Origin of the sequence: Comamonas faecalis (genome assembly GCF_039538025.1) — a bacterium.
Taxonomy (GTDB): domain Bacteria; phylum Pseudomonadota; class Gammaproteobacteria; order Burkholderiales; family Burkholderiaceae_C; genus Comamonas_C; species Comamonas_C faecalis.
In genome coordinates this window covers 16,509-39,219 of sequence record NZ_BAABBP010000011.1, presented here as the reverse complement: position 1 = coordinate 39,219, position 22,711 = coordinate 16,509, and the positions used below count along the sequence as shown (strand labels likewise).

Here is a 22,711-nt window from a genome sequence, read left to right as displayed (position 1 = left end):
GATGCCGGGCACTGCACTGCAGGCAACAGCGCCGGCTGCAGCCCGCCGTACAACGGGCAGCCGCCGGCGCACTGCACGCCATCAGCGCAGCAGCGTCTTGAGCGCGTTGCGCAGGCGCCGCGCGCTGTCCTCATCGCTGGCGCTGGCCAGCACGCGCGCAGCGTCCTGGCTCCAGGTCTCGCGCGGCGACGGGTCGTTGCGCCGCGTCAGCAGCTGCAGCTGCAGCGCCCGGCGCGCCGCCAGGTGCTCGGCCGGCGTCGGCGCCTCGGCCGCCATCTCCAGGCGCAGCAGTGCCTCGCCGGCGACGCCCGCAGCAGCGCCGGATAGCGCCTGACCCCATTGGTTGCGTGTCGCGCCCGTCACCCGCGGACCCAGCTCCTGGGCGCTGGGCAGCAGGTCGGCGTTGCGCTGCTGCCAGGCAGCAAGCAGCTGCGTGAGCGCCTCGCCATGCGCCTGGGCCGCCAGCTTGCGCAGGGCACCCTGGGCCTGGTCGAGCGCGTCGCGCTGCGCGCGAAACGCCGCATCGCCCAGGCGCGGGCCCCTGGGCGCGCGCGGCGCACGGTCGTCGCGCTCACCCCAGCGTCCACCCTCTTTGCGGTCACGGCGCCCATCGCGGGAATCGCCGCGCTGCCCCGACCTCCCGGCGCGCCCCGCGGGCTGGCTCGCAGCCGACTGGTTTGCACCCGGGCGGTCATCACCACGCACCGCCACGACCGGGCGCGCGGGCGCGGCCGGCCTGGCCGCTGGCTCGGCTCCCTGAGCCTGATCCGAAACGGGTGCATCGGCATCGGTCGCACCCGCCTGCGGCGCGCCAGCCGGTGCCTTGCCGGCATCCGCAGTCAGGTCGTCGGCCGCTGCCGGCTCACGCATGACTTGCTCCAGCGCGGCCATGGCCTGACGGATTTGCTGCGCGTCGCCGCTGGCGTTGGCCGCGTCGAGCGCCTTGGATGCCTGCAGCACCGCGCGGTCGTGCGCGCCCATGGCTGCCTGCGAGCGCTCGCGCTCGGCGCTCTTGCGGTTGAAGGCCTCGTCGATGGGCTTGCGAAACGCATCCCAGAGCTTTTGCTCCTGGCGGCGATCCAGCGCCACCGCCTGCGCCTCGGCCTGCCAGCGCTGCTGCAAGGCCTTGACCGCGTCGATGCGCAGCGCGCCTTCGGACAGCGCCTGTGCCTCGTCGATCATTGCGTGGCGCCGCTGCAGACTGTCTTTTTGCGCCGCCAGCAAGGGGGCGGACGCGGCGTCCAGCGCCTGCTTCCACAGCGGCTGCAGCTCGGCAAAAACTTTCTCGCTGACATGGCCGCCATTGCGCCAGCGGTCGCCAAACTGGCGCAGGCTGCGCTGCTGCGCCTTCCAGTCGGTCGACGCCGCCTGGGCCTGCGCCCAGGCATTCACCTCGTCGATCAGCGCCTGGCGCTGGGCACGGTGCTCGACCGCCTCGCTGCGCACTTTCTCAAGCCAGGCCTCGACCACCTTGTGCGCCTCGTTGCAGGCCTCGTCAAACTGCTTCCACAGCCCGTGGTTGGCGGGCGCGCCCTGGTCGGCCTGCTTCCACTGCTCGCGCAGCTCACGCAGGGTTTCCTGCATCTTGCGCCCGCCCAGCTCCTGCCCGGCCGGGCGCTGCAGCAATGCCTTGGCACGCCCGACCAGCTCTTCGCGGATCTGGTCAGCGCTCCAGCGCTGCCAGCCCTCCAGCTCGCCGGCAGCCACCAGCGCGGCCTGCACCTCGTGCTCGAACGCGCCGTCGATGAAGCGGCCGTGGAATTTCAACGCGGTGCGCAGCGCCGCGGCCGCCTGGCTGCTGGCCTTGCCGTGGCCCTGGGTGGTCTCTTTCTGCAGGCGCTCCAGCGCCTTGCCGACGACCTGGCGCGCCTTCTCGCGCAGCTGTGGGTCGACCTTGGGCGCAGGCTCCGCCTTGGCCGCCTGCTGCTGCGCCTCGGTGGGCTGGCCGCGCGCCGCGCGCAGCTCGTCGGCCCAGACGGGCACCGTCGGCAGCGTGGCGGCGGGATCGGCAAACGCCGCGGCGGTTTGCGCCAGTGCGGCCGAAAACGCCTCCCAAACCAGTTGCAGCTGCTTTTGCGACGACTCCAACTGCGTGGCAAAGCGCACTTCGACGCTGCCCCACGCGCCGTCGGCGGTCAATTCACCGGCCTGCTCGTGCCAGTGGGCGACGTCGGCCTGCAGCGCCTCAAGCGCTGCCTGGGCGTCGCCGAAGGGCTTGGTCGACAGCACTTCGATGCGCTGGGCCAGCAAAACGGCGGCCTCGCGCTGCACCTGCACGCGGTGCTGCAAATCCTCGATGGCCTTGACCCGGTCGGCCAGCTCGCCCTTGAGCTGCGACAGCGGCTCGCGCGACAGCGGCGCGCCGGCCTTCGCCGCGTCGCGCTGCCAGGCCAGCGCGTCGGCAATGTTGATCTTGGGCTGCGCCAGCAGCGCCTGCGCCTTGGCGGCCCAGTCGGCGGCAATGGCCTCTTGTGCATGCGCGCGGCGGATTTCGTCCAGGCGCTCGCGCACCGCGCGCGCCGCGCCCTTGTCGCGGGCGCTCAGCTCCTTGAACACTTCCTGCAGCTTGTCGGCCGCGGGGTCGCTGGTCAGCCATTCACGGATGCGCGCAGCGCGCTCGCCCGAAGTGGCTGCCGAGAAGGCACCACCGGTCAGGGCATCGAGCGGATGCGGCTCGGCTGTCTTGGTCTGTGCCGCCTGGGCAGGCGTCGCTTCGGGTGCTTCGGACATGGTGTTGCGTGACAGAAAAGAAAACATGATGGAGAGAAAACTGCGCACGGTCGCGGCGCCGATGTGCGCCATGCAGGGGCCAGCGTGCGGCTGGAACCTTCTATTTTGGCTCGGAATTGCATGGCCGCCGATAACGGCGCGCTTGCGCGGGCCATCGCACGCACCCGAAACGGCGCCGGTGCGGCCCGCTCAGCGAGCCGACAGCGCCAGATCGGCCTGGGGCTTCCAGCCCTCGCCCTGTGCCTTGTCCGCCTGTGCGTCATGGGATTTGGCCGCGCCGATGAACAGCTGCTGCGCCGGCACCTTCTGCGCGGCCAGGTAGTCGCGCACCGCCTCGGCGCGCTCCAGCGCGAGCTGGCGCATCGCGTCCTCGGACACTGCGATGCTTTGCAGCAGCAACGCCTGCATCTGCTCTTCGGGAACGTCCTTGATCATGCCGATCAGGTTGCGCTGCTTGCCGATGCCGTCGGTGCGCTTGTAGACCTGGTGCAGCAACTCGGGGTATTCCTCGGCGGTGACTGTGGTGACCGCATCGGGATCCTGCCCGGCGCGCTGCGCCTGGCGGCGCTTGTACGCCAGCAGCATGGACTGCAGCCTTGCCTGACGGTAGCCGTCGGCCTCGGCTTGCGAGTCTGACCATCCGGTGATCGTGGCCTTGACGGCAGGGCGCTCGACGAGTGCCTGCGCCACCTTGTCCAGCTGCTGGTGCGCGGCAGCATCCAGTTGCGCGCTGCCGGGTGTGAAATGAATCACGCCCTGCTCGTCGCCGCTGCTGCCCAGCAGGCCAGTCAGCAGGGAGAACGGCGCGGTCACGGCCTTCATGATCAGGTTGCCAATGACCTTGAGGATGACCGCACCCAGGCGGAACTCGGGGTCGTTGAGCGATCCGCTGATCGGCAGATCCACGTCGATCACGCCGTTGCGGTCGGCCAGCAAGGCGGTGGCCAGCCGCACGGGCAGGCTGGCCGGCGCGCCTTCGACCGGGTCGCCGAAGCTGAGCTGGTTGAGCACCAGCTTGTTGCTCGCGGTCAACTGCCCGTCGGGCTCAATCTTGTAGGCCACATCCATGCTGAGCTTGCCACGCTCTATGCCGTGGCCCGCATATTTGATGCTGTAGGGCGATAGCGGCGGCAAATCCAGGTCGCGCATATGCCCCTGAATGTCCAGCGCCAGCGGCGTCGTCAAGGGGTTGAGCTGGCCTTCGATGCGCAGCGACGCGCTACCCTGCGCCAACCCCTGCAGTTGCAGCTGCGCCATCTGCACGCTGCCGTCCTGCGCGGGCTGCGACGAGAACGCACTGAGCTGGCCCTGCAGCTCGCTCAGGTTGGCCGAGTAGTTGGGACGGATGAAGTGGTCGGAAAAATGCACCTCTCCGCGATTGAGCGCCACGGGGCCGAAACGCAGCATGGGCGCGGGCCCGGCGTCCGCAGCCGCAGGCTGCGCAGCTGCCGCGCCGCCCTCTGCGCCCTCCTGCGCCTTGGGGATGTCCTGCAGATTGATGCGCCCGTCCTCGTGCACGATGATGCGGGCAAAGAAGTCGCTGAGCGTCGTCTGGCGCACGTCCAGCGACAGGGGCCTGCCCGGCTGCAGCTTCAGATCCACGCCCTGCAGGGCCAACGTCTTCCAACGCAGCAAATCCTCGCCGCGCGCACCCACGCGGGCCTGGCCCGCCGACTGCGGCGCGTCGCCCGCGGCGTCATCTGCCACCTGCACCTGCACCGCATCGAGCGCCGCGTCGCCCTGCAGCGCCACGCGCGCCGCATCGCGCTGCTGCGCGTAGTGCAGCGTTGCGTGCAGGCTGGCGTCGGCGCGCCGCACGTCCACATTCACCGCCTCGGCCACATAGGGCTGCAGCAGCTGCAGCGGCAGGCGCGTAGCGGCAATGCGCATACGCGCATCCAGCTGTGGCGCCATGGACAGCTGGCCGTCGACCTGCAACTGCCCCGGCTTGAGCCGCCGACCGGCCTCCACCTGGGTCTTGAGTTGCAGCTTGACCGGCGCCAGTGCGCTGCCGTTCCAGTCCACGCCCTGGGCCTGCAGGTCGATTGCGGCCAGCTGCAGTTGCACCGGCTGGCCCATGCTGGCATCGCGCAATTGCGCCGCTCCCTGCCGCAGCTGCACCGACTGCACCTGCACCCTCCATGGCGGTGCCGCATCAGCCCGCTTGCCTGCCGCTGATGGCTGCGGCGCTGCCTTGGGCTGCGGCTTGACCCAGTCCTCGGCCATCCAGCGGCCCGCGGCGGAACGCGCGATCTGCAGCTGCGGCCGCGCCAGCGTCACGCGCTGCACCTGGGCGCTGCGCGCCAGCGGCAGGATGCGCGCGCCCTCGACCAGCAACTGCTGCCATTGCACGGGGCGATCAGGCGTGCTTTTGCCGGCTTTGGTCGGCTTGCCCGTTGCAGCGGCCCTGCCCGCGCAAGCGCCCCCGCCAGGGCAATCCAGCTGCATGTCGGACACCGACAGGCGCGCCACCTGCACCGCCAGCGCGCCGCGATCGAACGCAACGCCGACATCGGCATCGACCACGCCCGTGGCCCGAGGCTCCAGCCACTGCGCCAGGTAGGGTGCCGCCATCTCAATGCGCAGGTTCTGCAGCGACAGCGCCGCCTGCGACTGGCTGGCACCCACCTGGCCCTGCAGCGCCAATTGCGCCGCGCGATCCGCATCGACGCCGCCCCCGGCTATTGCAGCACTGGTGCGCAGCTGCGTGGGCTGTGCCTGCAGCGGCCAGCGCAAATCCGAGGCATCGAGCTGCCATTGCGAGAGCTGCCATTGCGCCGACCCGCCGGGCAGGCTGGCGTCGATCCAAGTGAGGCCGCCGTCGCGCAAGCGCAGGTCGCGCAGGTGCAGCTGCCAGTCCGCCGAGGCATCGGCGGCTGGGTCGGCCTTCGCATCCGGCAAATCCGCCTGGGCCGCCGGCCCGGGCGAATCCGCCGCGCCGCTGCCCTGCCCCGTCGGCAGCGACAGGCTTCCATCACCCGCGCGCTGCAGCTGGCCGCGCACGCCCGACAGCTCCAGCGCGGCCAGATCCACCCGGCGGCGCAGCGGCTGCACGTCGGCCAGCTCCAGCCCAAGGCGGTCGATCTCCAGCTGCGGTCGGCCTTGCACGTCGGTGGTCTTTACGCCCTCCAAGCCCACGCGACCGGTCAGGCGCACCACCGGGTCGTCTTCCTGGATGAAGTCCAGGTCGAGGTCGGCGTCAAGCAGCGCCGCCTTCAGGCGCGCGGGCGCGGAAGCCGGGATGTAGCCAGCAAGATCGGCCAGGTTGAATTGGCGAATCTGCAAATGCACCGATGTCTTGCGGTCGTCCGTGAACGGCGTGCTTTGCGCCGTGGTCTCGAACGGGCTGCCGTTGAGCTGGAACGCCAGATGCGGCGTGACCTTGACCTCGCGATCCGCCTTCAGGTTGCTGATGAAGGGCAGGCGTAGCTGCAGATCGTTCAGCACCTGCTTGCTGCCCACGACCTGGTCGTCAAAATCAACCAGCCCGCCTTGCAACTGCAAGTTGTACAGCGCAAAGCGCAGGGGTTTGGAGGGCGGCTCGGGCGCGGGCGATGCCGCCAGACGCTGCAACACGTCGTCAATATCGAGCACCCCGGGCGCCGTCTGTGCGAGGTGCAACACCGGCCGATCGACCGCGATTGCGTCGACGACCGGCCCCAGGCGCCACAGCGACTGCAGCTCCGCGTCAGCATAGATGCGCGCGATCTCCAGCTGCGTGCCTGCGCCATCCTGAGTAGCAATGCGCAGCCCATGCAGGGTCAACTCCAGCGACCAGGGAGAGAACTCGACCTTGTCCACCGTCACCTGCCGCCCCAGCGCTTCGCTGGCGTGGCGCTGCAGTTGCGAGCGCACCAGCGGCGGCACTGCCAGCCAAGCCACGCCCCACAGCAACAACAGCGCGGTCAAGGCCCACAGGAGCCGCCGCACCCAGGGTTGGTTTCGAACAACGGCACTTAAGGGGGACACGGCAATCTTTCAGGCATCAAGACACACAAGCGCCATTGCACCAGAAATCCGCTACCACAACCTGTGAACAACTGAAAAAGGAAAGCCCGGTACGCAGCGAGCGCTGCGTACCGGGCTTGACGGCAGGCACAACGGCCTTTTGCCATCGATTGCGCCGCATGGAGCTTGCTGTCCATCGCGCAGAAGGCAAGTTATTGCCTTCAGGGGTGGCCTCGAAAGCGCCGCCATCGATGCATGAATCCGCGACATGCGGTGCTTCGGATGACCTGTGCCTTCTGGGCAGATGCCTGAATCACTCAGGCGCATTCACGATAGCAAGATGTGTGACGACTCGCCAGCAAGTTCTTTCTATGGCTGAACCGCGCTTCATTGGCGACTTCAACAAGATTTCAGGGCAGCTGATTCGTAGACTGAACGCCTACCTCATTATAATAAAAAGATATTATTCAAACGATTAATAGTATTGACTTGATATATTACGCCTCCTAGAATTCTAGGATCATCCACTCAAGGCACTAAAGCCTTTTTGCCTCTGATCCGCCGCCATCCCGGTTTTTTGGATTTGTGTCTGCCACACCCCCAACCTGGCACACCTCGTCCCTGATGGCTCTCGCATACGGCCTGTCGGTCGATGCTTGCAGGTTTGCACTTAGCGCACCCGATGTACGCGAATGCAGCAAACCTGCCCAACACAAGGAAATTTGATGCACAAGACAGCATCGCTTTTTGCTGGTCTGCGCACTTTTGCGGCCGACGTGGTCAGCGGTTTCATGGAAGTAACCCACAGCGGCTTCGCCCTGCTGGGCCTGGGCGTGTTTTTTGTTTGTGTCACCCTGACCGTACGCCCGGATCTGCGCCAGACCGGCGAGGAGCAGCTGATGGGCTGGCTGCAGGCGCGCCAGACCGCGGTCGTCGGCTTTGCCTTCGACCCGGACGCCAGCGAGCGCGCCACAGCCACCAATCCCAGAGACCTGCCCCGCGAACAGGCAGCAGTGACCTATTGGCTGAGCAAGAAATACCGCGTCGCCGCAGAACCGCTGGCCGTGCTGGTGTCCGAGGCCTACGACATCGGCCAGCGCACGCGCCTGGATCCCACGCTGATCCTGGCGGTGATGGCAATCGAGTCGCGCTTCAACCCCTTCGCCCAAAGTCCCGTCGGCGCCCAAGGCCTGATGCAGGTCATGACCAAGGTACACAACGACAAGTACAAGGATTTCGGCGGCCGCTTTGCCGCATTCGACCCCGTGGCCAATCTGCGCGTTGGTGCCAAGGTGTTGCAAGACTGCATCGCCAACGCCGGCTCGATCGAAGGCGGGCTGCGCTACTACGTCGGCGCAGCCAATCTGCCTGACGATGGCGGCTACGCCAACAAGGTACTGGCCGAGCATGAGCGGCTGCGCCAGGTGATCGCCAACCCCTCGCGCTTCATCCCTGCCCACGCGACGCCGCCGGCCGGCATGCTGTCCACCAAGGCACGCACCACACCGGCACAACCGGCCGCCGGCAGCCTGGGCGAAAAAGTGGCCATGCTGGGGCAGTTCTGAAGCACGCACCTGCCCGTAGCGACGTGCTGTACCGGCAGTCGTCCCGGCATCTATCAATCAGCTACACTCGCGCGGTACGCGACTGGCGATAGGCGCGGCGTCTCCCAGGCGCTGTGCTGACGTGGAAATCCAGCAGCAAGGCTGCCAACCACTGGGAAGCGTACCGCACCCGCAGAATCCTCCGGGCGCGCTCCGTCGTTCGCCTGGGCAGCCCTTGACTGTCAAGGGGCACATGTTCATCTGACTGCCATGTACCAACGCAATATTCTTGTCGAACAAACCGATCCCGAGGTGTGGGCTGCCATCCAGGCCGAGAACCTGCGCCAGGAAGAGCACATTGAACTGATCGCCAGCGAGAACTACGCCTCGCCCGCCGTCATGGCCGCGCAGGGCTCGCAGCTGACCAACAAATACGCCGAGGGCTATCCCGGCAAACGCTATTACGGCGGCTGCGAGAACGTGGACGTGATCGAGCAGTTGGCGATCGACCGCATCAAGCAGCTCTTTGGCGCTGAGGCGGCCAACGTGCAGCCCAACTCCGGCTCGCAGGCCAACCAGGCGGTGCTGATGGCCTTCTTGAAGCCCGGCGACACCATCCTGGGCATGAGCCTGGCCGAGGGCGGCCACCTGACGCACGGCATGGCGCTGAACATGTCGGGCAAGTGGTTCAACGTCGTCTCCTATGGCCTCAACGAGAAGGAAGAGATCGACTACAACGCCTTCGAAGCCAAGGCGCGCGAACACAAGCCCAAGCTGATCATCGGCGGCGCCTCGGCCTACGCCCTCGCCATCGACTTCGAGCGCATGGCGCGCGTGGCCAAGGACATCGGTGCCATCTTCTGGGTGGACATCGCCCACTACGCCGGCCTGGTGGTCGCGGGCGAGTACCCCAATCCGGTGCCATTTGCCGACGTGGTCACGTCGACGACGCACAAGAGCCTGCGTGGCCCACGCGGCGGCATCATCCTGATGAAGGCGGAGCACGAGAAGGCGATCAACAGCGCCATCTTCCCCGGCCTGCAAGGCGGCCCGCTGGAGCACGTCATCGCCGCCAAGGCCGTCGCCTTCAAGGAGGCAAGTGCGCCCGCCTTCAAGCAATACCAGCAGCAAGTGGCCAAGAACGCCAAGGTGTTCGCCGAGACATTGATCGAGCGGGGCCTGCGCATCGTCAGCGGCCGCACCGAGAGCCACGTGATGCTGGTCGACCTGCGCGCCAAGGGCATCACCGGCAAGGAAGCCGAGGCGGCGCTGGGCAAGGCCCACATCACCATCAACAAGAACGCGATCCCCAACGACCCGCAAAAGCCCATGGTGACCAGCGGCGTGCGCGTGGGCACGCCGGCGATCACCACGCGCGGCTTCAAGGAAGAGGAAACGCGCATCACCGCCAACCTGATGGCCGACGTGCTGGACAACCCGCACGACGAGGCCAACCTTGCCGCGGTGCGCGCCAAGGTGCAGGCGCTGACCAGCCGCTTCCCGGTCTACCGCTGAAGAAGCGCCAGCGATGAAGTGCCCGTTCTGCGGCCATCCGGACACCCAAGTGGCCGAGACGCGTGAATCCGAGGACGGTCGCTTCATCCGCCGCAGGCGCCGCTGCAGCGCCTGTGACAAGCGCTTCACGACCTATGAGCGCGCCGAGCTGGCCTTTCCGGCTGTCGTCAAAAAGGATGGTCGGCGCGTCGAATACGACCGGAGCAAAATCCAGCGCGCACTGCGCACCGCGGTGCGCAAGCGCCCGGTGACGGCCGAGCAACTCGAAGACGCGATCGCCCGCATCGAGGAACAACTGCTGCAATTGGGCCAGCGCGAGGTGCCGGCAAGCCACATCGGCGAGATGGCGATGCGCGCGCTCTACCAGCTCGACAAGGTGGCCTATGTGCGCTTTGCTAGCGTCTATCGCAACTTCGAGCGCATCGACGAGTTCAAGGCGCTGGTCGACGAAGAGTTCGACGAGTAGTAATCGCCGCCTCTCGGCAGGCAGGCGCCCGGCAGCGCCGCCTTGCCCACCCACTTCATTCACACTTGGCGCGCACCCGCAATCGGCGGCACCGCATGCGCCACGTCGGCGCACTGGGCGCGGTGGCGCAGCGCATGGTCCATCACCACCAGCGCCAGCAGCGCCTCGGCAATCGGCGCAGCTCGGATGCCGACGCAAGGATCGTGGCGGCCCTTGGTCACCACCTCGACCGGCTGGCCGTCGATGTCGATCGACGGGCGCGGCGTCAGGATGGAACTGGTGGGCTTGATCGCCAGGCTCACCTCGATGTCCTGCCCGGTGCTGATGCCGCCCAGCACACCGCCGGCATGGTTGCTGGCAAAGCCCGCCGGCGTCAACGCGTCGCCATGCTCGCTGCCGCGCTGCGCGACGCTGGCGAAGCCGGCGCCGATCTCCACGCCCTTGACCGCGTTCAGCCCCATCATCGCGTGCGCGATGTCAGCGTCCAGCCGGTCGTACAAGGGCTCGCCCAGGCCCACGGGCACGCCGCTGGCCTGCACGCGCAGGCGCGCGCCGCAACTGTCGTGCGCCTTGCGCAGCGCGTCCATATAGTCTTCCAGGTGCCGCACGTCGGCGATGGGGGCAAAAAACGGGTTGTTCGGCACATGCTCCCAGCTCTCGAACGGAATCTCCACCGTCCCCAGCTGCGTCATGCAGGCGCGCAGCTGCACGCCGAAACACTCCTTCAGCCATTTGCGCGCCACCGCGCCCGCGGCCACCGTCGGTGCGGTCAGGCGTGCTGACGAGCGCCCTCCCCCGCGCGGGTCGCGCAGGCCGTATTTGTGCCAGTAAGCGTAGTCCGCATGGCCGGGACGGAAGGTGCGCAGAATGTCGCCGTAGTCTTTGCTGCGCTGGTCCTGGTTGCGGATCAAAAGCGCAATCGGCGTGCCCGTCGTGCGGCCTTCGTACACGCCCGAGAGGATTTCCACCGCATCGGGCTCGTTCCTCTGCGTCACGTGGCGGCTGGTGCCGGGGCGACGGCGATCGAGTTCGCGCTGGATGTCCGCCTCATTCAAAGCCATGCCCGGCGGGCAGCCGTCGATCACGCAGCCGATCGCCGGGCCATGCGATTCACCAAAGTTGGTCACTCGAAACAGGGTGCCGAGGGTGGAGCCGCTCATGCGCAGGGTCTTTCAATTCAATAAGGAGATGGGCCGCAACCAGATGCGGCATGCGGCACGCAAGCCGCGCCTGACGTCAGGATGCCTCGGGCGCGGCATGGTCGTCCTCGGGCCAGTCGCGGATATAGGCCTTGAGCAGCTTGTTCTCGAAGTTCTGGCTGTCGACGACCGCCTTGGCCACGTCGTAAAAACTCACCACGCCCATCAGCATGCGCTGGTCCATCACCGGCATGTAGCGCGCGTGGCAGCCCAGCATCATGCGGCGCACCTCGTCCATGTCGGTCTGCAGCGTGCAGGTGATGGGCGCGTCGTCCATCGCGCTGCGCACCAGGCGCGTGCCGATGCTGCCGCCGTCGCGCGCCAGCACCTGGTTGATCTCGCGAAACGTCAGCATGCCGACCAGGTCGCCAAACTCCATCACGACGAGCGAGCCGATGTCCTTGTCGGCCATGGTCTCGACGGCGCGCGCCAGCGGCTCGTCGGGCGCAATCGTGTACAGGGTGTTGCCTTTGAGGCGCAGGATGTCGCTGACTTTCATGGTCTCTCTCGGGATTGGGGGCGGGAAATGCAGCCGCAGTCACTTGGGCGATGCCAGCAGACGCCGGCCCACCGGAAAATATAGCCCACAATCGCCCGGCCTTTGACAACCCTGGAGACTCCCCCATGCCCGGTTACTCCGATCCCGGCTTCGACACGCTGGCCGTCCACGCCGGTGCCCGGCCCGACCCTGCCACCGGCGCGCGCGCCACGCCCATCCATTTGACGACGTCCTTCGTCTTCGAATCCAGCGACCACGCCGCCGCCCTGTTCAACATGGAGCGCCCGGGCCACGTGTATTCGCGCCTGTCCAACCCGACCAACGCGGTGTTCGAGCAGCGCGTGGCGGCGCTTGAAGACGGCGCCGGCGCCATCGCCACGGCCAGTGGCATGGCGGCGCTGCACCTGGCCATCGTCACGCTGATGGGCGCGGGCAGCCACATCGTCGCAAGCACCGCACTGTACGGCGGCTCGCAAAACCTGCTCAACTACACGCTGCGCCGCTTCGGCATCGAGACCACGTTCGTTAAGCCCGGCAACATCGACGGCTGGCGCACGGCCATCCGCCCCAACACCCGGCTGCTGCTGGGCGAGACGGTAGGCAACCCGGGCCTGGAAGTGCTGGACATTCCGACGATTGCGCAAATCGCCCACGACGCGGGCGTGCCGCTGCTGGTCGACTCCACGCTGACCACGCCCTGGCTGATCAAGCCACTGGCGCATGGCGCCGACATGGTCTACCACGCAGCGACCAAATTCCTCTCGGGCCACGGCACCGTGATGGGCGGCGTGCTGGTCGACGGCGGCAGCTTCGATTGGGAGGCCTCGGGGCGCTTTCCCGAACTCACCGCGCCCTACGACGGCTTTCACGACATGGTGTTTGCCGAGGAAAGCGCCGTCGGCGCCTTCTTGCTGCGCGCGCGCCGCGAGGGCCTGCGCGACTTCGGTGCCTGCTTGAGCCCGCACAGCGCCTGGCTGATCCTGCAAGGCATGGAGACGCTGCCGCTGCGCATGGCCCAGCACGTGCACAACACCGAGCGCGTGGTGCAGTTCCTCGCCGCCCATCCCTTCGTCGCGCGCGTGGGCCATCCCATGCTGCCCGACCACTCCAGCCATGCACTGGCGCAAAAGCTGCTGCCGCGCGGCGCGGGCTCGGTGTTCAGCTTCGACCTCAAGGGCAGCCGCGCCCAGGGCAAGAAGTTCGTCGAGACGCTGCAGCTGTTCAGCCACCTGGCCAACGTCGGCGACTGCCGCTCGCTGGTCATCCATCCGGCCAGCACCACCCACTTTCGCATGAGCGACGAGGCGCTGCTGGCGGGCGGCATCACCCAGGGAACGATCCGCCTGTCCATCGGACTGGAAGACGCCAACGACCTGATCGACGACCTCAAGCGCGCCCTGAAGGCCGCAGAAAAGGCAGGTGCCTGACATGTATTGCAACGTCCTGGGTGCACGCACCTACTGCTACACCGGCGGTAAGGCCTTCGACCCCGCCCGTCCCACGGCCGTGATGGTTCACGGCGTACTCAACGACCACAGCGTATGGCTGTGGCAGAGCCGCTGGCTGGCCCACCACGGCTGGAACGTGCTGGCCGTCGACCTGCCGGGCCACGGCAGAAGCGCGGGCGATGCACCGGCCAGCGTCGAGCAGGCGGCCGACTTCGTCGCCGCGCTGCTGGACGCGGTCGGTGCGCCGCGCGCCGCGCTGGTGGGCCACAGCTGGGGATCGCTGATCGCGCTGGAGGCCGCTGCCCAACTGGGCGAGCGCTCCACCCACCTGGCGCTGGTCGGCACCGCGTTTCCGATGAAGGTCTCGCCCGCGCTGATCGACGCGGCGCTGAATCAGCCCGAGCAGGCGCTGAAGATGGTCAACACCTTCTCGCGCAGCACGCTGGCGCCACCGGGCGGCACCGGCGTCTGGGTCTATGGCGCCGGCATGGCGCTGGGCCGACGCGTGCTGCGCAGCAATGCACAGGTCAACGTATTTCACCGCGGCTTCGTCGCCTGCGACCAATATGCCAACGGCGAGGCGGCCATTGCCGCCATCACCTGCCCGGTGCTGTTCGTGCTGGGCAGCAAGGACGTGATGACGCCGCCGCGCGCCGCGCAGGGACTGATCGGAGCTGCGCGCCAGGCCGGCAAAAAAGTGCGGATTACGCAACTGGACGTGGGCCACAACCAGATGAGCGAGGCGCCCGACGCGACGCTGCAGGCGCTGCGCGATTTTCTGGTCTAGGCGGTGGGCGGAGCATCAGCCCATCAGCCCCACAGCCGGCGCAAGGCAGCCAGGCTCGTCACCTCGGCCTGCGGCCCGGGCTCGGCGGGGTAAGGCCAGCCCTCGCGCAGCGGATTGAACCAGACCGCCTGCAGCCCGGCGCGGCGCGCGCCGCGCACGTCCAGTGCCGCGTCGTCGCCCACGTGCAAAAGCGCCTGCGGCGCCACGCCCGCGGCATCGGCGGCCATCTCGAACATCCGCGCATCGGGCTTGGCCACGCCCAGACTCGGTGCGCTCAGGCTCGCACTGAAATACTGGCCGATGCCGACGCGCTGCACGTCTGCATTGCCGTTGCTCAGCGCCACCACCGTGTAGCGCTGCGACAAGAACTGCAGCGTCTCGTGCACGCCGTCGAACAGGTCGACACGCTGGCGGTGGTCGAAGAAATGCTCGAACGCCGGCTCGGCCAGCGCCGGGTCGTCGCCCGCCTGGGTGAGTGCCATGCGAATCGACTCGCGCCGCAGCGCGCTCAAATCCAGCTTCAGATCGGGGCGCAGCGTCTGCATGCGCACACGAATGGCTCGCAGCGCCTGCGCATCGCCCACCAGCCGCGCCGTCGCCGGGGCGTGCTGCGCAAGCCAGCCGGCCAGTGCCTGCTCTGCGCGCTCTATCGTGGGCCATACCGGCCACAGCGTGTCGTCCAGGTCCAGGCTGATGGCCTGCACACGCGACAGATCCAGGCCTTGCGCGGCACCCCGAAGATTGTTGACTGCTGCGTCCATGGGGCGCCAATGTAGCAGTCGTCGCGAAAAGACCGCGCGCGAAGCCCATGCCGCTGCCTGCCTTTGCCACAATCGCCCCATGCCCCACGACCCCACCCACAGCGCCGTTCTTTTGTGCAACCTGGGCACACCGGACGCTGCCACCGCGCCCGCGCTGCGCCGCTACCTGGCGCAATTCCTGGGCGACGCGCGCGTCGTCGACCTGCCGCGCCTGCTGTGGCTGCCGCTGCTGCACGGCGTCATCCTGCGCACGCGCCCGCGCCAGTCGGCCGCCAAGTACGCCAGCATCTGGACGCCCGACGGCTCTCCGCTGGCTGTCTATACGCAGCGCCAGGCAGCGGCGCTGCAGGACGCGCTGGCGTCGGCCGGCCGGCCCACACGCGTGCTGCCCGCGATGCGCTACGGCCAGCCGGCCGTTGGCGCGCAGCTGCAGACGCTGCAGAACGCCGGCGTGCGCCGCGCGCTGGTGCTGCCGCTGTACCCGCAGTACTCGGCAACGACGACGGCCAGCATGTTCGACGCGGTATTCGGCTGGCTGCGCGGCGCGCGCCACTTCCCGGAGCTGCGCCTGGTCAACGACTACCACGACCACCCCGCCTACATTGCCGCACTGGCCGCCAGCGTGCGTGCGCACTGGCAGGCGCGTGGCGGGCCGGCGCAGCGGCTGGTGATGAGCTTTCACGGCATTCCCGAGCGCAACGTGCAGCGCGGCGACCCCTACGCCGAGCAGTGCCGCACCACGGCGCAGCTGCTCGCCCAGGCGCTGCAGTTGCCGCCCGAGCGCTGGATGCTGACCTTCCAGTCGCGCTTTGGCCGCGCCCGCTGGCTGCAGCCCTACACCCAGCCCTCCCTCGAAGCACTGGGGCGCGAGGGCCTGACCAGCGTGGACGTGATCTGCCCGGGCTTTGCCAGCGACTGCCTGGAGACGCTCGAAGAGATCGACATGGAGGTGCGCCAGGCCTTCGTGCAAGCCGGCGGCCAGGACTTCCGCTACATCCCCTGCCTGAACGACAGTCCGGCCTGGATCGCCGCGCTGGCCCGCATCGCCGACGGCCACCTGGCGGGCTGGGGTATGGCGCACGCGCCAGAATCGACTGCATGAACACCCCATCCCCCTGCCCGCAACTGACGGCCGGACAACTGCGCCGCACCATCGACCCGGCGCAGCTGGACTTTGCGCACACCGGCGAGCTGGTGCGCGAGAGCCTGCCGTGGATAGGCCAGCAACGCGCCTTCGACGCGGCGCGCTTCGGCCTGGTGATGGACCAGCCCGACTACAACCTGTTCGTGCTCGGCGAGGTGGGCAGCGGCCGCGCCTCGCTGATGCGGCGCGCCATGCACGAGGCAGCCGCCACGCGAGCGGTGCCGCCCGACCTGTGCTATCTGCACGACTTCGACGCGCCCGAGCGCCCGCGTGCGCTGCGCCTGCCCGCGGGCCAGGGGCGCACGCTGCGCCAGGGCATGCAGCAATGGGCCAAGGCGCTGGAGGCGGAAATCCCCAAACGCCTCACGGCCGCCGACGTCAAGTCCGAGGCCGAGCACATCGAGAAAACCTACCAGAGCGCCGAGGCGCGCGCGTTCTCGCAGCTCAACGACTTTGCGCGCGCGCGCCGCTTTCGCCTGACGCGCGACAGCGGCCAGATGGTCTTCACGCTGCTGGGCGAGGACGGCCAGCCGATTGACGAGGCGGCGGCGCAGCAGCTCAGCCACGGCGAGCGCATGGCCATCGAGTTGGCCGAGCAGGAACTGCGCGCCGAGATCGTGCGCTTTCTCGAACAGGTGCGCCCGCTGGAACGCACGCGCGACGAGGCATTGCAGACGCTGCAGCGCCAAAGCATCAAGCCGCTGGTGGATCACGCGCTGGACGACACGCGCCAGGCGCTGCGCAAGCAGATCAAGGATACGGTCAAGCTCAACCACTGGCTCGACCAGGTGCAGCGCGAGGTGCTCGACAACCTCGATCTGTTCCTGTCCGCCGAGGCGTCGGGCGCCGACGAATCTGCCGAGGAAGACCGCCGCGCCGACCTGCAGAACCTGCTCGACCAGTGCCAGGTCAACCTGGTCGTGGACAACGCCGCGCTGCAGGGCGCGCCCGTCGTCGTCGAGGACAACCCGCAGCTGCGCAGCCTGTTCGGCAGCATCGAACACCACGGGGGCAGCGACGCGCCTTACGCAGATTTTTCGTGCATCCGCGCCGGCAGCCTGCTGCAGGCGCATGGCGGCTATCTGCTGCTGTACCTGCGCGATCTGCTGGGCGACGAGCCGCTGTGGGAGCGCATGCGCCGCTTTCTGCGCTGCTCGCTGGTGACCATTGAGGACGCGTCGGCCCACGGCACGGGCGCGGCCGTCGCGCTGCAGCCCGAGGGCGTGCAGGTGCAGGTCAAGATCGTGCTCGTCGGCTCGTCCGCCGAGTACTACCTGCTGCATGCCGGCGACAGCGACCTGGCGCGGCGCTTTCGCGTCAAGGTCGACTTTGCCGAGCGCTTTGCCGCCACCGACGACGCCTACCACAGCAGCGCCATCTTCATCGCCCACAGCTGCGCGCAGCGCGGCCTGCCGCACTGCACGGCCGCAGCCATGGCGCGGCTGCTGGAGTTCTCGCACCGCGAGGCCGACGACCAGCAGCGCCAGAGCGCGCTGTTCGCCCACATGGAGGCGCTGATGCTCGAGAGCGCGCAGCAGGCGCGCCAGCGCGGCGCGGCGTTGACCGACGCGGCCGACGTGGACACCGCACTGCTGGCGCGGCGCATGCGCCACAACGCGCCCGAGGAGGAAATGCACCAGGCGATTGCCGACGGCGAGCTGCTGATCTCTCTGCAGGGCAGCCAGGTCGGCCAGCTCAACGCGCTCACGCAGATCGACCTGGGCGACTACCGCTTCGGCTTCCCGATACGCATCACCGCGCGCACCTATGCCGGCCAACAGGGGCTGATGAACATCGAGCGCGAGGTCGAGATGTCCGGCCCCATCCACGACAAGGGCGTGCTCATCCTGCACAGCTACCTGGCCGCGCTGTTCGGCCACCTGGCGCCGCTGGCGCTGGGCGCGTCCATCGTCTTCGAGCAGGAGTACAGCGGCATCGAGGGCGACTCGGCGTCGTGTGCCGAACTGTACGCGCTGCTGTCCTCGCTGTCGGGCCTGCCGCTGCGCCAGGACATTGCGGTGACCGGCGCGCTCAACCAGCACGGCGAGGTGCTGCCCGTCGGCGGGCTGAACGAGAAAATCGAAGGATGGTTTCGCGTCTGCCGGCAGACCGGCTTCACCGGCACGCAGGGTGTGCTGATCCCGGCGCGCAACCAGCGCCACCTGATGCTCAGCCGCGCGGTCGTGCAGGCAGTGCGCGACGGCCAGTTCCACATCCACTGCGCACACCATGTCGGCGAAGGCATTGCCCTGCTGACCGGCTGCGAGGCCGGGCTGGGCGACACGCCGGCCGCGCCCGACAGCGTGCTGGCGCGCGCCGAGCGCACGCTGCTCGCCTACCGCCGCGCCTGCCAGGCCATGGCGCTGGGGCGGCGCAGGCCGCTGCGCTGAATGCGACAGGCAGCAACGTTCCCGCCCTCCTCGCTCCGGTTCTTTCTCATCGATAATTGACGTTTACGTCAACGTCCTACCTACAAGGAGACTCTTCATGGACATTCAGGGCAAGGTATTCATCGTCACCGGCGGCGCATCCGGCCTGGGCGAGGGCACGGCGCGCATGCTGGCCGCAGCCGGCGCCACGGTGGTGATTGCCGACATGCAGGTCGACAAGGGCGAGGCGGTCGCCAGGGAAATCGGCGGCGTGTTCGTCAAGTGCGACGTCGCCAGCGAGACCGACGGCCAGGCCGTCGTCGCCAAGGCGGTGTCGCTGGGCAAGCTGATGGGCCTGGTCAACTGCGCCGGCATCGCCCCGGCCGAGAAGACCGTTGGCAAGAACGGCCCCCACGCGCTGGCCACCTTCAGCAAGACCATCACGGTGAACCTGGTCGGCTCTTTCAACATGATTCGCCTGGCCGCCGAGGCGATGGGCAAGAACGAACCCGAGGCCACCGGCGAGCGCGGCGTGCTGATCTCGACCGCGAGCGTCGCGGCCTACGACGGCCAGATCGGCCAGGCCGCGTATTCCGCATCCAAGGGCGGCATCGTCGGCATGACGCTGCCGATCGCACGCGACCTGGCCAGGAGCGGCATCCGCAACATGACGATCGCGCCCGGCATCTTCGGCACGCCCATGCTGTTCGGCATGCCGCAAGAGGTGCAGGACGCGCTGGCCGCGGGCGTGCCCTTCCCCAGCCGCCTGGGAACGCCGCAGGACTACGCCAAGCTGGTGCGCCACATCTTCGAGAACGACATGCTCAACGGCGAGGTAATCCGCCTGGATGGCGCGATCCGCCTGGCGCCAAGGTAAGAACGCACCCGCGACCCGATCCGCCGCCTGCCCGCGCTTCGCTGGCAGGCGTTTTTGCGTGGTGCGCACACGGCAATTCAAATAAAAAAGAGGCCAGATCACGTGATCTGGCCTCTTGAAAATATTGGCGGAGTGGACGGGGCTCGAACCCGCGACCCCCGGCGTGACAGGCCGGTATTCTAACCAACTGAACTACCACTCCGCGTTGGTATTGCTCACGGCTCTTGCGAGCCCAAGTGCAATAAAACTTGGCGACCCTACGGGGATTCGAACCCCGGTACCCACCGTGAAAGGGTGGTGTCCTAGGCCTCTAGACGATAGGGTCAAAACCTGGACGAAAACATGTGTTTTGGTGGAGGTAAACGGGATCGAACCGATGACCTCTTGCATGCCATGCAAGCGCTCTCCCAGCTGAGCTATACCCCCAAAACCTCGAATCCAATGGCGGAGTGGACGGGACTCGAACCCGCGACCCCCGGCGTGACAGGCCGGTATTCTAACCAACTGAACTACCACTCCGCGTTGGTATTGCTCACGGCTCTTGCAAGCCCAAGTGCAATAAAACTTGGCGACCCTACGGGGATTCGAACCCCGGTACCCACCGTGAAAGGGTGGTGTCCTAGGCCTCTAGACGATAGGGTCAAAACCTGGACTTCAGTGTGGTGGAGGTAAACGGGATCGAACCGATGACCTCTTGCATGCCATGCAAGCGCTCTCCCAGCTGAGCTATACCCCCACTATGATTCAAGCCTTTCGGCCATCATCTGCTGAGCCTTGAATTATAGACAGCTTTTCAGCGGTTTTTCAAACGTGCAAGAATTTTTTCGCGGCCCAGCAATTCCAGTACCGCATCGACCGACGGCGTATGCGCCGTGCCCACGGTCAGCACGCGCACCGGCATGGCCAGCTGCGGCATCTTGGCGCCTTGCGCCTTCAGAACGTCCTTGATCGCTGCAGCAATCGCCTCCCTGTTCCAGTCCACGTTTTGCAGCGCCGCGGCAAAGGCGTCAACCAAAGGCTGGGCCGCATCGGTCACATGCTTTGAGTAATCCTCGGCATTGCGCTCGATCGCGTCGACGTAGAAAACACGCACCCAGGCGGCCAGGTCGGCCAGCGTGTCGCAGCGATCCTTGAACAGCGCGCAGATGCGCGGCAGGCGATCGTCGAGCTGAGCGGCGGCAACGCCCGCCTTCAGGGCGAACGGAGCAACCTGGCGCGCCAGCTCGGCGTCGTCCAGCGCCTTGAGGTGCTGGGCGTTGACCCAGCGCAGCTTGGCCTCGTCGAACTGGCCGGCGCTCCTGCCCAGGTGATCGAGGTTGAACCATTCGAGGAACTGCGCGCGCGAGAAGATCTCGTCGTCACCATGGCTCCAGCCCAGGCGCGCCAGGTAGTTGACCATGGCGTCGGGCAGATAGCCTTCGTCGCGGTACTGGGTCACGGCCTTGGCGCCGTTTCGCTTGCTCATCTTCTCGCCCTGCTCGTTGAGCACCGTGGGCAGGTGGGCAAACACCGGCACCTGCGCGCCCAGCGCCTCGAAGATGTGGATCTGGCGCGGCGTGTTGTTGACATGATCGTCGCCGCGGATCACGTGGGTGATGCGCATGTCCATGTCGTCCACGCAGACGCAGAAGTTGTAGGTGGGCGTGCCGTCGGGGCGGGCGATCACCAAGTCGTCCAGCTCGCTGTTCTGGAACTCGATGCGGCCCTTGCATTTGTCGTCCCATGCGACGACGCCGTCCTTGGGCGTCTTGAAGCGCAGCACGGGCTGCACGCCTTCGGGCACAGGCGGCAGCACCTTGCCCGGCTCGGGGCGCCAGGTGCCGTCGTAGCGCGGTTTTTCCTTGTTGGCCATCTGGCGCTCGCGCAGCGCGTCGAGCTCTGCCACGCTCATGTAGCAGGGGTAGACATGGCCGCCATCCTTGAGCTGCTCCAGCACAGCGCGGTAGCGATCCATGCGCTGCATTTGGTAGAACGGGCCTTCGTCGATGTCCAGCTGCAGCCAGTCCATGCCCTCCAGGATCACGTCGACCGACGCCTGCGTGGAGCGTTCGAGATCCGTGTCCTCGATGCGCAGGATGAAGTCGCCGCCCTGGGCGCGGGCAAAGGCCCAGGGATAGAGCGCCGAGCGGATGTTGCCCAGGTGGATGAAGCCGGTGGGCGACGGAGCGAAACGGGTGCGTATTTTCTGGTTCATGTCGATGGGGCTCAAAGGCTGTCCAGGCCGCGCAGCAGGTCGTTCTTGACGTCCTGCAGGTGCTCCAGGCCGACGCTGACGCGGATCAGTCCCTGGCCGATGCCGGCCGCCTGGCGCTGCTCCTCGGACAGCCGCCCGTGCGAGGTGCTGGCCGGGTGGGTGATGGTGGTCTTGACGTCGCCCAGGTTGGCGGTGATGGAGCACAGCCGCGTGCTGTCGACCACATGAAAGGCGTTGGCGCGCAGCTGCTCGGGCGTGGCGCCCGCGACGTCGAATGCCAGCACCGTGCCGCCCATGCCGCTTTGCTGGCGCATGGCCAGTTCGTGCTGCGGGTGGCTCGCCAGCCCCGGGTAATGGACGCGTGCCACCTTGGGGTGCCCCTCCAGCCAGCCGGCCAGCGCCAGCGCCGCCGCGCTTTCGGCCTTGACGCGCAGCGCCAGCGTCTCCAGCCCCTTGAGCACCACCCAGGCATTGAACGGCGAGAGGTTGAGCCCGCCGCTGCGCAGGAAAGTGCCCATGACCTTGTCGACCAGCGCCACCGTGCCGCAGACCGCGCCGGCCATCACGCGGCCCTGGCCGTCCAGCAGCTTGGTGCCCGAGTGCACGATCAGGTCGGCGCCAAACTCGGCGGGGCGCTGCAGCACGGGCGAGGCAAAGCTGTTGTCCACCGCCAGCAGCGCGCCCTGGTTGTGCGCAATGTCAGCCAGCGCCTGGATGTCGCACAGGTCGGTCAGCGGGTTGGTCGGCGTCTCGGCAAACAGCATGCGCGTGTTCGGGCGCACCGCAGCCTGCCAGGCGGCCGCGTCGGTCTGCGACACAAAAGTGGTCTCGACGCCAAAGCGCGCCATCTCGGTGCCCAGCAGCTTCATGGTCGAGCCGAACATCGACTGCGACGCGATCACGTGGTCGCCAGCCTTGAGCGCCGTGAGCGCCACCAGCAGAATGGCCGCCATGCCGGTGGACGTGGCCACCGCGCATTCGGTGCCCTCCATCGCCGCCAGCCGCTGCTCGAAGCTGTTGACCGTCGGGTTGGCGGTGCGCGTATAGGTGTAGCCGGGCTCTTCCATTGCAAAACGGCGCGCGGCGCTGGCGCAGTCGTCCTGCACAAAGCTGCTGGTCAGGTACAGCGCCTCGCTGTGCTCACCCCATTGGCTGCGCTCGACCGCCTGGCGCACGGCCAGCGTGTCGGGGTGCAGCCCGGCGGGCAAGGTGGATTCACTCACGATGGTT

The 22,711-nt window shown here is 67.7% G+C and carries 15 protein-coding genes, 6 tRNA genes and 1 riboswitch; of the genes, 8 read left to right on the top strand and 13 right to left on the bottom strand.

The features are described from left to right. Positions 1 to 81: 81 nt before the first annotated feature. Positions 82 to 2,730: a DUF349 domain-containing protein gene (locus tag ABD767_RS07965; protein ID WP_103045252.1), complete on the bottom strand. Its 2,649-nt coding sequence runs from the start codon at positions 2,728 to 2,730 to the stop codon at positions 82 to 84. A 189-nt stretch (positions 2,731 to 2,919) separates the two neighbouring features. After that, positions 2,920 to 6,699, bottom strand: a complete 3,780-nt coding sequence (locus tag ABD767_RS07960; protein ID WP_486303635.1) for a DUF748 domain-containing protein — start codon at positions 6,697 to 6,699, stop codon at positions 2,920 to 2,922. A 704-nt stretch (positions 6,700 to 7,403) separates the two neighbouring features. Between ABD767_RS07960 and ABD767_RS07955 the strand changes: the two genes are divergently transcribed. From ABD767_RS07955 to nrdR, 3 genes are all read left to right on the top strand, one after another. Further along, positions 7,404 to 8,243 (top strand): transglycosylase SLT domain-containing protein, encoded by an 840-nt coding sequence (locus ABD767_RS07955; protein WP_103045246.1) that lies wholly within the window; start codon positions 7,404 to 7,406, stop codon positions 8,241 to 8,243. A 68-nt stretch (positions 8,244 to 8,311) separates the two neighbouring features. Beyond that, a riboswitch (ZMP/ZTP riboswitch) is annotated at positions 8,312 to 8,459 on the top strand. A gap of 33 nt (positions 8,460 to 8,492) precedes the next feature. Then, positions 8,493 to 9,737 (top strand): serine hydroxymethyltransferase, encoded by a 1,245-nt coding sequence (gene glyA, locus ABD767_RS07950; RefSeq protein ID WP_103045245.1) that lies wholly within the window; start codon positions 8,493 to 8,495, stop codon positions 9,735 to 9,737. A gap of 13 nt (positions 9,738 to 9,750) precedes the next feature. Further along, positions 9,751 to 10,203 carry a transcriptional regulator NrdR gene (gene nrdR, locus ABD767_RS07945; protein ID WP_103045244.1) on the top strand — a complete coding sequence of 151 codons (453 nt, stop codon included), beginning with the start codon at positions 9,751 to 9,753 and terminating at the stop codon, positions 10,201 to 10,203. A 59-nt stretch (positions 10,204 to 10,262) separates the two neighbouring features. Here nrdR and aroC read toward each other — a convergent pair whose 3' ends face one another. Next, positions 10,263 to 11,363 carry a chorismate synthase gene (gene aroC / locus ABD767_RS07940; protein ID WP_103045243.1) on the bottom strand — a complete coding sequence of 367 codons (1,101 nt, stop codon included), beginning with the start codon at positions 11,361 to 11,363 and terminating at the stop codon, positions 10,263 to 10,265. Positions 11,364 to 11,439: 76 nt separating this feature from the next. After that, on the bottom strand, positions 11,440 to 11,901 hold the full coding sequence (locus ABD767_RS07935) for a CBS domain-containing protein (protein WP_103045242.1): 462 nt from the start codon (positions 11,899 to 11,901) through the stop codon (positions 11,440 to 11,442). A gap of 125 nt (positions 11,902 to 12,026) precedes the next feature. On the opposite strand from ABD767_RS07935, the gene ABD767_RS07930 reads away from it, so the two are divergent. Further along, positions 12,027 to 13,328, top strand: coding sequence for an O-acetylhomoserine aminocarboxypropyltransferase (locus ABD767_RS07930; RefSeq protein ID WP_103045241.1), 1,302 nt, complete (start codon positions 12,027 to 12,029; stop codon positions 13,326 to 13,328). A 1-nt stretch (position 13,329) separates the two neighbouring features. Then, complete coding sequence (locus ABD767_RS07925) at positions 13,330 to 14,136, top strand: alpha/beta fold hydrolase (RefSeq protein WP_103045240.1); 807 nt, start codon at positions 13,330 to 13,332, stop codon at positions 14,134 to 14,136. A 23-nt stretch (positions 14,137 to 14,159) separates the two neighbouring features. On the opposite strand, the gene ABD767_RS07920 is transcribed toward ABD767_RS07925, so the two are convergent. After that, positions 14,160 to 14,897 (bottom strand): HAD-IA family hydrolase, encoded by a 738-nt coding sequence (locus ABD767_RS07920; protein ID WP_103045239.1) that lies wholly within the window; start codon positions 14,895 to 14,897, stop codon positions 14,160 to 14,162. Positions 14,898 to 14,976: 79 nt separating this feature from the next. Between ABD767_RS07920 and hemH the strand changes: the two genes are divergently transcribed. The 3 genes from hemH (at position 14,977) to ABD767_RS07905 (ending at position 19,287) form a co-directional block, all read left to right on the top strand. Then, entirely contained in the window at positions 14,977 to 15,999 is a 1,023-nt protein-coding gene (gene hemH / locus ABD767_RS07915; protein WP_103045238.1) for a ferrochelatase, read from the top strand. Next, entirely contained in the window at positions 15,996 to 18,431 is a 2,436-nt protein-coding gene (locus tag ABD767_RS07910) for an AAA family ATPase (protein ID WP_103045237.1), read from the top strand. The genes hemH and ABD767_RS07910 overlap by 4 nt, the downstream gene beginning before the upstream one ends. A gap of 97 nt (positions 18,432 to 18,528) precedes the next feature. Beyond that, on the top strand, positions 18,529 to 19,287 hold the full coding sequence (locus tag ABD767_RS07905; RefSeq protein WP_103045236.1) for an SDR family NAD(P)-dependent oxidoreductase: 759 nt from the start codon (positions 18,529 to 18,531) through the stop codon (positions 19,285 to 19,287). Positions 19,288 to 19,412: 125 nt separating this feature from the next. Here the strand turns inward: ABD767_RS07905 and ABD767_RS07900 are convergent. The 8 genes from ABD767_RS07900 to ABD767_RS07865 all read right to left on the bottom strand — a co-directional run bounded on the left by ABD767_RS07900 (position 19,413) and on the right by ABD767_RS07865 (position 22,704). Continuing rightward, positions 19,413 to 19,489 (bottom strand) — tRNA-Asp (locus tag ABD767_RS07900). Positions 19,490 to 19,536: 47 nt separating this feature from the next. Then, positions 19,537 to 19,612: transfer RNA gene (locus ABD767_RS07895), tRNA-Glu, on the bottom strand. Positions 19,613 to 19,637: 25 nt separating this feature from the next. Beyond that, positions 19,638 to 19,713, bottom strand: a tRNA-Ala gene (locus ABD767_RS07890). Positions 19,714 to 19,729: 16 nt separating this feature from the next. Further along, positions 19,730 to 19,806, bottom strand: a tRNA-Asp gene (locus ABD767_RS07885). Positions 19,807 to 19,853: 47 nt separating this feature from the next. Further along, a tRNA-Glu gene (locus tag ABD767_RS07880) sits at positions 19,854 to 19,929 on the bottom strand. Between the two features lie 18 nt (positions 19,930 to 19,947). Then, positions 19,948 to 20,023 (bottom strand) — tRNA-Ala (locus ABD767_RS07875). Positions 20,024 to 20,080: 57 nt separating this feature from the next. Continuing rightward, positions 20,081 to 21,481, bottom strand: a complete 1,401-nt coding sequence (gene gltX / locus ABD767_RS07870; RefSeq protein WP_103046395.1) for a glutamate--tRNA ligase — start codon at positions 21,479 to 21,481, stop codon at positions 20,081 to 20,083. Positions 21,482 to 21,492: 11 nt separating this feature from the next. Then, a complete protein-coding gene (locus ABD767_RS07865; RefSeq protein WP_103046394.1) occupies positions 21,493 to 22,704 on the bottom strand; it encodes an O-succinylhomoserine sulfhydrylase in 1,212 nt (403 codons plus the stop codon). Positions 22,705 to 22,711: the final 7 nt, after the last annotated feature.